Origin of the sequence: Endozoicomonas sp. 8E, from assembly GCF_032883915.1 — a bacterium.
Classification (GTDB): domain Bacteria; phylum Pseudomonadota; class Gammaproteobacteria; order Pseudomonadales; family Endozoicomonadaceae; genus Endozoicomonas_A.
The window spans coordinates 2,307,678-2,322,688 of sequence record NZ_CP120717.1 but is presented as its reverse complement, the minus strand read 5'-3'; the positions used below and the strand labels follow the sequence as shown (position 1 = coordinate 2,322,688).

General features: G+C 48.8%; 3 protein-coding genes. All 3 read left to right on the top strand.

The features are described from left to right. Positions 1-27 precede the first annotated feature (27 nt). The 3 genes from P6910_RS08075 to P6910_RS08065 all read left to right on the top strand — a co-directional run bounded on the left by P6910_RS08075 (position 28) and on the right by P6910_RS08065 (position 15,003). Positions 28-4,914, top strand: coding sequence for a hypothetical protein (locus tag P6910_RS08075; protein WP_317145758.1), 4,887 nt, complete (start codon positions 28-30; stop codon positions 4,912-4,914). Between the two features lie 42 nt (positions 4,915-4,956). Continuing rightward, positions 4,957-8,298 (top strand): hypothetical protein, encoded by a 3,342-nt coding sequence (locus tag P6910_RS08070; protein WP_317145757.1) that lies wholly within the window; start codon positions 4,957-4,959, stop codon positions 8,296-8,298. Between the two features lie 264 nt (positions 8,299-8,562). Next, entirely contained in the window at positions 8,563-15,003 is a 6,441-nt protein-coding gene (locus P6910_RS08065; protein WP_317145756.1) for a hypothetical protein, read from the top strand. Positions 15,004-15,011: the final 8 nt, after the last annotated feature.

The window sequence follows — 15,011 nt, the reverse complement described above, 5'->3', positions numbered from 1 at the left end:
AAAAGTACACGACTTTGAGGTAGTAGAATGACAAATGCCCGCCCCGATGCATTAAGCCTTGTAGTGGCCGTTGCGATCAGCTCCTCCATTATTGCTACACAGACGCTGGCCGATCGCAGGTTGCAAATGAAGTCTGTCGATATTCAGGGCAAGGAGCAGGTGGAGTTTACCCAAAGTGAGGTCATGGTTCAGCCAACTTTAGGTCGTGACCAGCAGCCAATCCCGAAATCCTTTACCACTACCTACCCTGATCAAACTGAAGTCAGAGCAGGTTATGACGTTCCTTCTGAAGGCTTCACAGACGTTCTCTCTGGCATCGAGGGTGGCGTTGCCAGTGTTGATCTGTTTGAAACCGACGAGAATGACGTTGCCCAGAAGTACACTAAAGTGCTCAAGGTCGGCAATGAGGGTGTCTTCAGGTTCACCCACAACCTTGCAGGGGACGAACTGGTCATTGAAGTCAGAAAAGGAATGACCGATCAGAATTCAATTGCGGCTGTTCGTGCTCAATCAGGTGACATTCAACCATTAGAACCCTTAACAAAAATTGCCAATCGCGAACAACTGACCGGAGTGCTCAGAGGTGCCAACGAAAGAGCAGGAAGTCTTGGCGAAGCTGATCACTATGTTGCCCTTGCCACTATTGAAGTAGACAAAGTTGCCGTGAACGGGCGCTCCTTTATGCGTCATATTGTTTCGGGCGATCAGCCCCCTGAAATACAGCGCCTGGGTCAATCGCTCTTTATTAACGATGAGGCTCTTCTGGCAGCTGCCACCTCTGCCTACGCCCAGGTTCATGTTCTGGGGGAAGATATACAACAGGAAGCTCTCGACAAACTGTTGTCGTACCATAAACCCGTCGGCTATGTTGTACACCCCGAGGATCACACAGAGGCTTATCCTGTGCCTGCTGGTTATCCAAGGCTGGAAGTGGATCAGGCTTCGGAGGAGGTGGTTGTTTTCCGTGGTCAGAAACAGAATCCGACCGATATCGCTTTTGTGGAAAGCCAGCTTCCCCACTGGGAAGATTATCAGTTTCTAGAACTCACTGCCGAGGTTAAAAAAGCCAGCATCAGAAGCTACATGCACGTCATTAGAAGCAGGCAAATGGCGCTGCTGGAAGAGTTTGCTGCTGATTTGACTGCACAGCACGATGCCAAACTTAACGAAGATAAACTGTCCAGACTTGCCTACTATGAAGCTTTTCAGCAGGCTCTAACCGCTGCTGCTCCGGATGGAACCGATGAATTTGAGTTCACAACAGCATACATCAGAATCGCTACATCGGTCATCACGCCAATCTGGATGCAGTTGCAACTCATAAAAAACTTCAGCTTCAAACCCGTACTTAAAAATCTTCTGACTAACTATAATTTTTTTCAGAATTTGCACAACTTTATATCTTTTGCCAACAGAGTGATGAATCTCTTTGTTGATGCCAAAGACACAAAGTTTTCTTCCTTTTCCTCTAAAGTCGTGGTCAACCTTGGCGGACAGTTGCTTGAGATAGTAACTACGCAGGAAAAGCTGAAGGCAAGTAGCACCGAACTCACCCTGGCGGTCAAAAAATTAGAAGACAGGCTGACGGCAATGGCCATTGCCAGTGATAAGGATAAACTGAAACTGAAGCAATCCGAACAGACATTTGAGCATGTGTCTAAAGAGCTTCGTCAAGAGTTCGTGACGACGAAAAACATAATTGATCAGCTTCGGCATGATTTCAAACGAATCCCTGAGCTGCAAAAACAAGTCAGTGATGCCCTGGCAGATCTGGCAAAAGTTCGCAGCGCCCATTCGGCAGCAAAGCTTGGTATTGATGGCTGGGACGATACTCTGACACCAGAAGAACAAGCCGGACTTCTGGAAAACAAAATTCATGAAACCGGCCAATCGACAGCCACAGCCTATGTTGCATCAGGACTGCCCCGGGAACAGGATATGAAAGCAACACTGGCAGCGATTGAAGGCCAGCTCGGCATTGTTCCGGACAATGAAAACAATCTGGGTGGCCGCTCTCAGTCCATTCTGAATCATCTGCAGCAGCAGGCAGATCAGTCCAGTGAGATATTCCTGAATCAACTGGCTTTCGTTGAAGGTCAACTCGGTTTGGTTACGAATAGCAATGATGACCCCGAAGCCCGTCAAAAGATCATTCTGGAGCAACTTTTTCTGCAATTGACTCAGATCAGTCAACAACAACCTCCAACGATGAACAAAAACGTTCGTGATGCCGAAGCAGAAAAAAGAGCAAATATCAACACTCAAGTGACAGCAGAGCCTGGTATTGATAACCGGGACGATACCCGGCCCCTGGATAAACAAGCCAGTGCCATCAGAGAGAAAATTCTTGAAATCAAGAGATCGGTTGCTGCAAAACTCCAACAGCTGGATGAAGAAGTTTTCAAAGCGGGTCAGCCTGACGTTAATGAGCGTATTGCAGCCATTGATAATGAGCTTGACAGGCAAATCGCTCGCCTGGGAACTAAACCACGATACCTGCTTGACCGTGATGCAGCCAGAGCCAGGTGGTTATTAGCAGAAGCTGAAAGTGAGCTGGAAGTTTTTCATCGCAGACTGAATACACTTCGTAGCAATCAAGACTACGCAAATGCCGATGGTCGGAGCGAATCCCATGAAGTTGAGGATGAACAGCTTTTAACCGGGAAAAAGTCCACTCAAGTCACGGGCGGGGATGATGGTACTGTCGGCAAGATCCGGCATCTGGTTCAGGAACAGGCCCATCTGGAAGATGAAATTGAAATCAGAAAAGCAGACATTGAGAGATTGAAAGAAGTCCTGAAGACTGCAGAGCAGGCCGTCGAAAATGACGGAGGTCCCTTCCAGTATTCACCGGGACAGGTAAAAGTTCGGACCGCTATGGACACTTTCGCAGAACAGCACGCTCTCAAAAAGCAAGCTCTGGAAACGACAATGGGTCTGGCACAGTTAGGAGTAGAAAGCGGTAAGAAAATACCACACCTTCCGACTTTCGATTTTGACGATGAATTTGCACCGATTCACATGCAGGCACTGGTTGGAGACAAACTGACGTTTAAACAGGCCAGTGGGATTGTGGAAGTTTTCAAGAGCCTGAAGGAGGCCTTCCCGGAATCTTCTTTGCAGCCTGTTGGAGATCTGCCCGGGAATGACCTGAAAGAAGTCTACAGGCTTGTTCGCAGGGCCAGGCATGAAATGCAAAAAGGGGCTCTGGAATACGACGACGAAATTCGCAGCATGGGCAAAGCAGCCGTTCACTTCATCAGGCATCAATCGGGGTACCTGAAAAGCTTCCCGGAATACTTCGCTACCCATTCTGCCAGTGGTAACAAGATCATAAGTCTGCTGCGTGAAGGCCTGATCAGCAAGGTTGAACTTGAGAACTATATAAAAGCCGTCAGAAGTGTCAACGGTTATCAGACAGTGGCTGAGTTTGAACACTTCCTTGGCTACAAACACGGCGTCAAGTTGCCTGAGTTCAGGAAGGTTGTCCAGATGCTGTCCGATAAGGGTGCTGATGAATTCATGCAGAGTGCCTTTACTCCTGTGCCCGTTACCGCCTCAGGCCCGGCAGGTATAAAAGAGTCTGTTACCGGCATGAAAGACTACGCAGCTGCGGTCATCGCCAACTACCTTCTTGATGATATTGCCTTTGACAATGGCCGCAGGACAGCCGCATTCCTGACCCATGTTCAGGGTGCCCTGACACCTTATGCCCATGCTGCCGGACTCTCTGAATCAGAACTGATTGAGGCTGTTCATGGCACATTAATGCAGGCCCATGCCGCTGCGGTTGAACGACAGCTACTGGATTACTGGATCAAACCTTCAGCCTTTCTGGTACAGGCTGTCACCTGGTACTTCTCCAGCTACAAGCCCCTGCTGACGACCCATACCGCCGGGCAGGCTACCGCGCTGTCCCTGTTAAACATGTCGTTCCTCTATTTTCTGGATCTGACCAACAGGGGTGATTACCTGCACCGGGTGCTGACACCTTTCCAGCACTGGCTGGAACGCTTAGGTGTTGATCCTGACCGAACCGGGCAATATGCCTGCCACAGCAGAATCGAACAAATCTCTGAAGTGGGCGGGCTGGCCATGCCATTGGGCAAGGCCGCGTCTTCAGTCATTCTGCTGAAAACCGGCTCCATGCTCTTTGCCAGACAGTATAACGCCAACCCGCAGATGTATCGCAGCGCTTCCCGTCTGGTCCCGGAAATAGTGAAATCCATGGGTTCCGGCCAGGGAGTTCAGATACCGCTGCTGCACAGGATGACACCTCAAAAAGTAAAAACCCTGGCCTCGGCCACAACCGGCCTGGTACTGGGCCCGGTAGCCACTGTCGGGGCATACGCCCATGGCCTTATATCAGGGTTTACCTATGCCCAAACCTTCGGATTCGCTCTGGCGTCGAGTCTCACTTTCGACTTCTTTATGAATGACAACAAGATGCTCACTCAATGGCTGGGTGGTCCTCTGGGCCGCAGTCTTGACAAGATTAATCGCTGGACAGGTGTGGGTGAAACGACAGATGAATATGCGAAACGTACGTCTATAGCCACACCTCAACGCTTCGATGAAACCGATAAAGCCTATGCCAACCGCGTTAAAGCAAACAACACCCTTTATGGCTGGACACGACAGGAAAATTTTCTGCATTTGCGCGAACGCCGGGATCGCACCATGAAACTGTTTGGGAATGGCTGGGAGAAATACTTCAGGCAAAATTTACCCAAATGGTCATTCTCCCATGCACAAAGTATTCCTTACTTCTACACTTTTGGAGCCTTCTACAAGTGGCAACAGGGCAATAATAAAAAAGTGCCTGTTCCTGAGAAGAGAAATGCCCGTCAATCAAGCTTTCGAACTGCCGCCTCAGGTGATCGGCTTGAAACGGATGAGAAGTGGGCCAAGTAGGAAAGATCCGCTGATAAAAATACTCAGCTCCAAGGTGGTAGAATGAGCAGTACCCGTCAGAATGTATTAAGCCTTGCAGTGGCCGTTGCAATCAGCTCTTGCATCATTAATACAGAGGCACTGGCCGCTCGCAAACTGCAGACAAAATCTGCCTGGCTTTTGGACAATGGAGGTTCTCAGTATACCCGTAGTGAGGTCATGGTTCAGCCAACGCTGGGTGATGACCAGCAACCGATACCCAAATCTTTTACCACCACCTACCCTTATGCGCCTTCAGAAAATGACGACTATTCTCTTCCCACTATTGGTATAAGTTTTACAGAAGCTCTTTATGGTATCGGTAATGATGGCGTTTCCAGTGTTGATCAGTATGAAACAGGCGAGAATGACGTTGCTCAGAAATATACCAAAGTCCTTAAGGTAGATGGTGAGGGGATCTTCAGGTTCACCCATAACCTTGCAGAAGAGGAGCTGGTCATTGAAGTCAGAGGCGGAATGACCAGGCAGGATTCAATTGAATTTATTCGTGAACTTTTAGATCTCAATCCATCACTTGAACCCTTAACGAAAATCGCCACCCCCCTGCAACTGGCTGATATGTTGGAAGCTGTCAGTACCAGAGCAGGAATCCTCGGCTCAAGTGATCACTATCTTGCCCTTGCCACCATTGAAGTCGAAAAAGTTGCAGTGGATGGACGCACTTTCATGCGCCTTATCGCTTCCGGCGACCAGCCCCCTGAGCTGCACCGTCTGGGTCAATCACTCTTTGTTAATGATGAGGCTCTTCTGGCGGCGGCTGCCTCTGCCTACATCCAGGTTCATATCCTGGGAGAGGATTTACAACAGCAGGCGCTTAACGAACTATTGGCACTCAACAAACCCGTCGGCTATGTTGTGCATGTCGAGGATGACACGCAGGTTTATCCTGTGCCTGCGGGTTATCCAAAGTTGGAAATAACAGAAGCTCCGGGGGAGGAGATTGTTTTTCATGGTCAGATGACGAATCCCCATGATGTCGCTTTTGTAGAAAACCTCTATAAACTCTGGGTGCAAGCTGGGGGGAATAACCCCGCCCCTGCAGTGATCACAGAGCTTCAAAGCAGTAAGATCAAAAGCTACGAGTTCGTCATTCGAAGCAGGCAGATGGCGCTGCTGGAGGAGTTTGTTGCGCGGCACGATGCTGGCGTTAACAAAGTTCAACCGACGATGCTTGCACACGAAGATAAACTGGCGGCGCGTTCGCTTGCCTACTACGAATCCCTGCAGCAGGCATTGGCACTGGCTGCTCCGGATGAGCCATATGGAAGAAGTGAATTTGAGTTCACACTGGAACACATCAGAGTCGCTTCATTAGTCATCACACCAACCCGAATGTATAAGCAGCTCGCAAAACACTTTGACTTCAAACCCGTACTTGGAAATCTTCTGAAGAACCCACAGTTTTTTCAGAATATTCGCAAAGTGATACCCGTCATCGGCGATATCAACGAAGCACAAATCGATTCCGGAAAAGACGAAGAGTTTACTTCCAAAGTCATGATTGACATGGCCAGACAGCTGCTTGAGTTACACAACAACCTGGAGCAGCAACGGGCAAAAAAGACCAAACTCAAGAATCTGAACAGAGAATTACTTCGCGTAACGGCAGAAGAGCTTGGTATTGATAACTGGGCTAACCTTCTGCCCAGAGAACAAGTCAGACTCATCAGCAAGAAAATTCAGGAAATCAAGCGGGCGTCGGCCACAACCCTTGCTGCAACAGAACAGCCTGACTATGAAATTATCACTGCAAAACTGGAAGGCCTTGAAGACCTGTTCGGTATTACTGCGGACAATGAGAATGATCTTGTCGCCCGCTTCCAGTCTGTCCAACAGCATATAAGGCATAAGATGGAACTGGACGACGGGGAGGCTCCGCAGAGACTGGACAACATGGAAAGTGAGCTCGGCCTGACCTCTGACGAAGAAGCTGCCCCGGAGGCTCGTCATAAGGCTATTCTGAAACACCTCGAACAGCAGGAAGCTCTAGTCCAACGACACCTTCAGATAACCATTACAGACCCTGAAAAAGCAGCTGCTGAAGAGTCTGTGGGACTTAAATCAGACGTTTCTGACACCAATAAACAACGGATTAATGCCTTGAGAAACAGGCAGGCAGGTATGAAAGCGTCTGTTACCGGCATGAAAGAGTACGCAGCTGCGGTCATCGCCAACTATGTTCTTGATGATATTGCTTTTGACAATGGCCGCAGGACGGCAACATTCCTGACCCATGTTCAGGATACCCTGACACCTTATGCCAATGTTGCCGGACTCTCTGAATCAGACTTCATCAAGATTATCCATGGCACATTGATACAGGCCCATGCCGCAGCGGTTGAACGACAGCTGCTGGATTACTGGATCAAACCCTCAGCCTTCCTGTTACAGGCTGTAACCTGGTACTACTCCAGCTACAAACCCCTGCTGGCGACCCACACCACCCTGCAGGCTGCCGAACTGTCTCTCTCAAACATGTCGTTCCTCTATCTTCTGGATCTGACCAACAGGGCTGATTACCTGCACCGGATGCTGACACCTTTCCAGCACTGGCTGGAACGTTATGGTATTGATCTTGACCGTGCCAGCCAATATGCCTGTCACAGTGGAATTGAACAAATCTCTGAAGTGGGCGGGCTGGCCATGCCATTGGGCAAAGCTGCGTCCTCAGTCATTCTGTTGAAAACCGGCTCTGCGCTGTTTACCAGACAGTACAACGCCAACCCGCAGAGGTATCGCAGTATTTCCCGTATGGTGCCGGAAATAATGAAATCCATGGGTTCCGGACAGGGAGTTCAGATACCGCTGCTGCACAGGGTGACACCACAAAAAGTGAAAATACTGGCCTCGGCCACAGCCGGTCTCGTATTGGGTCCGGTAGCCACTGTCGGAACATACGCTCATGGTCTTTTATCAGGATTTACCTATGCCCAAACCTTCGGATTCGCGCTGGCGTCAAGCCTCACTTTCGACTTCTTTATGAACGACAACAAGATGCTCACTCAATGGCTGGGTGGACCTCTTGGACGTAGTCTTGACAAGATTAATCGCTGGACAGGCTTGGGAGAAACGGACGATGAGTATCTGAAACGTACGGCTATTGCCAGGCCGCAAAGCTTCGATGAAACCGATACAGACTATGCAAACCGTGTTAAAGCAAACAACACTCTGTATGGCTGGACGCGACACGAAAATTACCTGCAGTTCCGCGAACGCCGGGATCGCACCATGAAACTGTTTGAGAATGGCTGGGAGAAATACTTCAGGGAAAATTTGCCCAAATGGTCATTCTCCCATGCAGAAAGTATTCCTTACTTCTACACTCTTGGAGCCTTCTACGAGTAGCAACAGGGCAATAATAAGAAAGCGCCGGTGAATTAATTACGCAACAAACAACTACCATCATTGTCACACCAGTGACAAAACACCGGTTATGGAGACGTGTAAGCTTACCTTCTCAGCCCACAGACATTTCTCCGTTAAAATAAAAGAGCCTTGAAGCCACTCGAATAAGTGATTGACAGCCATAAGCGATTGGAAGTTGCCATTTCGTTTGGCGTAGCAATCACTTTTTACGGTAATAAAAATACTCAGCTTCGAGGTAATAGAATGAGAAACATCCGCCCCAATGCATTAAGCCTTGCCGTGGCCGCTGCAATCAGCTCTTTCATCATTGCTACAGACGCACTGGCCAATCGCAGGCTGCAGACAAAATCTGTTGATATTTCGGGCGGTGAACAGGTGGAGTTTACCCAGAGCGAGGTCATCGTTAAGCCAACATTGGATGATGACTCGCAGCCAATACCCAAATCCTTTACCACCACCTACCCAGATCAGACTCAAGTCAGAGCAGGCTATGACATTCCTTCTGAAGGCTTCACAGACGTTTTTTCTGGCATCGAGGGTGGCGTTGCCATTGTTGATCAGTTTGAGACCGGCGAGAATGACGTTGCTCAGAAGTACACCAAAGTCCTGAAGGTGGATAATAAGGGGGTCTTCAGGTTTACCCATAACCTTGCAGAAGAGAAACTGCTCATCGAAGTCAGCGACAGTATGACCCATCAGGATTCAATTCGTGCTGTTCGCGCTCAATCAGGGGTCGCCTGGGCATTGGAACCTTTTACCGGAATGGCCAGCCCCGATCATCTGGTGGGGATACTGAAGGGTGCGAATGAAAGAGCAGGAAACCCTGGCGAAGCCGATAACTATGTTGTCCTTGCCACCCTTGAAGTAGACAAGATGGAGGTGGACGGGCGCACCTTCATGCGCCTTATCGCCGCAGGCGACCGACCTCCTGAGCTGCAGCGTCTGGGTCAATCGCTTTTTGTCGATGATGAGGTGCTTTTGGCAGCGGCCACCTCTGCCTATACCCAGGTGCATGTTCTCAGGAAAGAGATACAACAGGATGCCCTGGAAGATCTGCTGTCACACCATAAACCTATCGGCTATGTTGTACACGTCGAGGATGAGACACAAGTTTATCCTGTACCTGCTGGTTATCCAAGACTGGAAGTGACTGAGACTCCGGGGGATGTTGTTGTTTTCCATGGTCAGAAACAGAACCCCAGCGATATGGCTCTTGTGGGAGGCCTCTATATGGACTGGTGGAGGAGAGCCGGTGAAGATGACAAGACAACTGTTAAAAAAGACAAGGTCAAAAGCTACCAGCACACCATTCGAAACGTTCAGATGATAATGCTGGAGGATTTAGCTGCAAGGCACGATGCCGGACTCAACTTCGGTGAAGAGTACGATGATATGGTGTTCGAGCTTGCATACTCAGAAAATCTTCTGCATGCATTGACCAGTGCTACTTCAGATGGAGCAGAGGAAGTTGAATTCGCATTAAAACACGTTGAATTCACTTCGACGTACATCTCGCCAACCTGGGTGCATATTCAACTGTTAAGACACTTCGGCTTCAGACCTGTACTTAGAAATCTTCTGACTAACCAGCACTTTGTTCAGGATATTCATGAAACTTCACTCTTTCCCAAAAGTTGGTATAAGGCTCCTTATTTTGAACCTTTTAGTGACTCTTCTGGCCATGACGAAGGCTTTGAACCCAAAGTCATTGGCGACTTTATCGGGCAGCTGCTGGAGATGGAAAGCGAGCTGGAGAAGCTCAGGACAATAGAGGCCGTGCTGATAAAACAAAGTGAATTGAGAATGGAGGAACTAAATCAGTATGTTGAGGATCAGCTTGCGGAGGTTCATGGCAAGATAGATGCTCTGATAAACCAGATAGAGACGCTGCAACGGGAAGTTGATCAAATTCCATTGCTAAAAAAACAAGTTCATGATGCCAGAACAGATGCCACAAAAGCTCGCAACACTCAAACAGCAGCAGAGCTTGGTATTGATAACTGGGATGAGGCCCAGCCTCTGGAAGAGCAAGCCAGACTCATCACCAAAAGAATTAATGAAATTTACGGACTGGTCGCCGCAACAGCAGAGTTTCAAAAACAAGCTCTGGAGGAATCGCCACAAAGCACCAGCTCAGAGGCCAAAAAAACAGCATACATGAAAGCCCGCTATGCAAACATTGCCTTACATTTGAACATTCTGGATTTTGATATCAATGCAGATGTTCACGATCAAGAAAAATGCCTGCTTGAAAAACTTTCGGCAATGCATGCTCAACAAGCACTTCAACGTCAACAAATTAAGACAATGGGTGATCAGCTCGATATACAGCAGGCTTTCATCAAGGCAACAAAAGCCGTTCTGGCTGAGACTCTTGGTATAGATCTGGAAGAGACTATGCAGGAAGACCCAACCAACCTGGAATCAATGCTACATAACAAACTCTTCGATCTTTCAAAGCTGGAAAATGAACTGAAAGACATCAGAACACCAGGCCACCCCAAAGTCTTGCCTGAAGTACTCGAGAAACTGACTGCTGTGGAAAAAGCCCTGAACATGGATGACCTCGATAGCGAGGACGATCTGTATTACCGTCGTGACGCCATTTCTGTGGCAATGCAGACATACATCACCAGACTTCAGGCAGAGCAAGAAGCGCTGGTTATTCTGAAAACCATAGAAGAAATACTCAATATCAATTTCAATGAAGGTGATGATAAAGCAACCAGACTCGAAAGGGTTCGCACAAAACTTGACAGCAATGACGTCTCAGAAGCCAAATTCGATACGATAGAAGAAACCCTCTGGAAAGAAGACATAACACCGGAAAGCGACAGGGCCATAAAACGCTGGAGGCTTGAGGGGCGTCTTACCGTTTATGTTGAAGATTCGGCTGGGCGAGCCATAAGACAACATGCAAAGCTGCTTAAAGCTATAGAGGATAAACTGCAGATCTACTCCATTGTAAACGATGCAGCTAAAGAGAGAGGCAAAGCTTTTCTTGCCAAACTGGCCAATGATCTGGGGTTGCAATTTAAAAACGGCGCCCACCTGTCTGACAACAAGTATGATATTGGCAACAAAATTTTGGCATTAATGGAAGAACTAGAGGAAGCCTATGGCAACGAAGATGTCAGAAGAGGCAGAAACAATGAAATTGCTCATCAACTCAACATTGAGGACTATAAAGATGACGCCAGTATAGAAGACCAGAACATTCTAATTCAGGAAAAACTCCAACAGCTGGATGAAGAAGTTTTCAAAGCAGGTGAGGCCGACGTTGATGAGCATGTCTCAGCCATTGAGAATGAGCTTGACAGGCAAATGGCTCGCCTGGGACCCAAACCCCGATACGTTCTTGATCGTGAGGTAGCCACAGCCAGGCGAGCACTAAAAGAAGCTAATAGTGAGCACGAAGCTATTTTTCAAAAACAAGTGCGTAGCCTTTCTCACCAGCGGTATCCAGATGAAGGAACGACCCTCAATCTGGCATTGAAACAATCTCAGATTTGCCTGGGTCTGTCTGCAGGTGACAAGCAAACCGATCAAGAGCGAATGACGGACATCACACGTAATCTGCTGAAATACAGTGTAGAAGCACGAGCTGAAATCATTAATGAACTGAAAGCCAAAACAAATCTGAACGTCTGGATATCAAGCTACCCCGATTCGGGGGAAGCAACTTATTCTATTCAAACCTATCCATTGCTTGGTCGGGACGCAACGGGTGAAGACGATAAAGCATGGGGTCAACTGCCTTTTACCCGTAAAAAGTACAGTCAGGTCACGGAATTCCTGCGTGAGCACGACAAGAAAGCTACGGATTTAGCCAATGCGATGACTGCAGAGGTTATTGCACGAGAGAATCTGGCTCGTAAAGAACAGGAGCTGTTCGAATCAGGAGATATCAATGAGAAGTCTGCAACCTCAAACAAGATCGACATGGATCCGCTGAATTCAGACCTGAATGATAAAAGTGAAACGCTATCAAATGCAAAACAAGATCTGGAGGATCATGACGCGCTTCTTGAAACCACTGAAAAATCCCTGGGTCTTAAACCAGGCACTTCTGACACCCGACGGCAACGGCTTAATGCCCTGAGAGACAAACAGTTACAACTGGGCGGTAATGATGGCACTGGCGGAAAAATCGGGCAACTGATTCAGGAAGAAGCCCGAAAAGCAGCTGAAAATGCAGACTGGATAGCAAAACTTGCAGCCTCCAGAGCAGAGGTTGAGAGAACGGAAAAAGTCCTGAAGGCTGCCGAAGAAGCCGTCAAAAATTCTGGCGAACCCTTCCAGTACACACCGAAACAGGCAAAAGTTCTGAAAGCTATACACACATTCACTGATCGGCACCTCCTCAAAAAACAAGCCCTGGAAGCAGCGATGGGTCTGGCAGAATCAGCAGTAGAAAGCGGTAACACAATACCCTGCCTCAAGACTTTTGATTTTAACGATGAATTTGCACCGATTCGCTTGCAGGCATTGGCCGGAGACCAACTGACGTTTAAACAGGCCAGTCATATTGTGGAAGTTTTCAAGAGCCTGGAGACGATCTTCCGGAAACGTCCCTTCAAGCCTGCGGAGTATCAATTTCGGAAAGCCATTGAAAAAGTTCAGATTCTGGTGCAAAGGGCCAGGAATGAGATAAAAACCGCATCTCAGCAATACGACGACGAAATTCATGGCATAAGCTCAGCGGGCGTTCTCTTTGTCGAGCATGTATCCGAGAACCAGAAAAGCTTCTCGAAATTCTGCGCTACCGGTTTTGCCGGTGCTGAAAAGATCAGAGCTATGCTGCGTGAAGGCCTGATCAAAAATGTTGAACTTGAAAACTACATAAAGGCCCTCAGAGGTGTCAAAGGTTATCAGATATCGGATAAATTTGAGTACTTCCTTGGTTATAAACTGGGCGTAGGGGTGTTTGAATTCAGGCGTGTTGTCCGGATGCTGAGCAATGAGGAGGCTGAGGCGTTCATCAAGAATATCTTTGCTTCAGTGACCGGGACGGCAGGCATTTCCGAGCATCAGCCATGGCACCTGAAAAGCTTACCGGAATACTTCGCCAGCCATTCTGCCAGTGCTAACAAAATCATGGCTTTGCTCCGTGATGGCCTGATCAGCAAGGTTGAACTTGAAAACTACATGAAAGCCGTCAGAGGTGTCGACGGTTATCAGACAGTGGCTGAATTTGAGCACTTCCTTGGTTACAAACACGGCGTCAGGGTGCCTGAGTTCAGGAAGGCTGTCCAGATGCTGTCCGATGAGAGTGCTGAGGCATTCATGCACAGTGTCTTTGCTCCTGTGACCGTAACGGCATCAGGCCCGGCGGGTATGAAAGAGTCGGTCGCCGGCATGAAGGAGTATGCAGCCGCAGTCATCGCCAACTATGTGCTTGACGATATTGCCTTTGAAAACGGCCGCAGGACGGCAGCCTTCCTGACTAATATTCAGGACACCCTGACACCTTATGCCAGTGCTGTCGGCCTGTCTGAATCAGACCTGATCAAGGCTATCCATGACACCCTGATGCAGGCTCATGCCGCAGCGGTTGAGTGGCAGCTAAAGGAATACTGGGTCAAACCTTCAGCCTTTCTGGTACAGGCTGCCACCTGGTACTTCTCCAGCTACAAACCGCTGCTGGCGACTCACACCGTCTCGCAGGCCACCGCTCAGTCCCTCTCGAACATGTCGTACCTCTATCTGCTGGACCTGACCAACAGAGGGGATTATCTGCACAGAATGCTCACACCTTTCCGTCACTGGCTGGAACGCTTCCGTGTTGATCTTGACCGAACCGGGCAATATGCCTACCACAGTGGCATTGAACAAATCTCGGAAGTGGGCGGACTGGCGATGCCATTGGGTAAAGCCGCGTCCTCAGTCATTCTGTTGAAAACCGGCTCTGCGCTGTTTGCCAGACAGCACAACGCCAACCCACACAGGTATCGCAGCATTTCCCGCGTGGTGCCCGAAATAGTGAAGTCCATGGGGTCCGGGCAAGGGATTCAGGTACCGCTGCTGCACAGGGCGACGCCACAAAAAGTGAAAACTCTGGCTTCTGCCACCGCCGGCCTGGTGTTGGGTCCGGTAGCTACTGTTGGAACGTACGCTCACGGTCTTATATCCGAGTTTACCTATGCTCAAACCTTCGGCTTGGCTCTGGCGTCGAGTCTCACTTTCGACTTCTTTATGAACGACAACAAGATGCTCACTCAATGGCTGGGTGGACCTCTTGGACGTAGTCTTGACAAAATTAATCGCTGGCGCGGCCTGGGTGAAACGGACGATGAGTATTTGCAACGTACTGCTATTGCTTCGCCCCAGGGCTTCAGTGAAACCGATGCAGAATACGCTAGTCGTGTTAAAGCAAACAACACGATGTATGGCTGGACTCGACACGAAAATTATCTGCAGTTCCGTGAACGCCGTGAGCGCACCATGAAGCTGTTTGAGAATGGCTGGGAGAAATACTTCAGGGAAAATGTGCCTAAATGGTCATTCTCCCACGCAGAAAGTATTCCTCACTTCTACACTCTTGGAGCCCTTTACGAATGGCAAAAGGGCGGTGATCAAAAAGTTCACGGTCATGATAAGAGAAACGCCTCTCAATCAAGCTTTCCACCTGCAACCTCAGCAGACCACCATGATACTGGTGAACATTTCAGCTTGCCGGAATAGCCATGAGC

What these genes read in the sequence shown, in the direction of transcription:
- P6910_RS08075 (WP_317145758.1), top strand. Translation starts at nt 28, where the DNA reads ATGACAAATGCCCGCCCCGATGCATTAAGCCTTGTAGTGGCCGTTGCG.
- P6910_RS08070 (WP_317145757.1), top strand. Translation starts at nt 4,957, where the DNA reads ATGAGCAGTACCCGTCAGAATGTATTAAGCCTTGCAGTGGCCGTTGCA.
- P6910_RS08065 (WP_317145756.1), top strand. Translation starts at nt 8,563, where the DNA reads ATGAGAAACATCCGCCCCAATGCATTAAGCCTTGCCGTGGCCGCTGCA.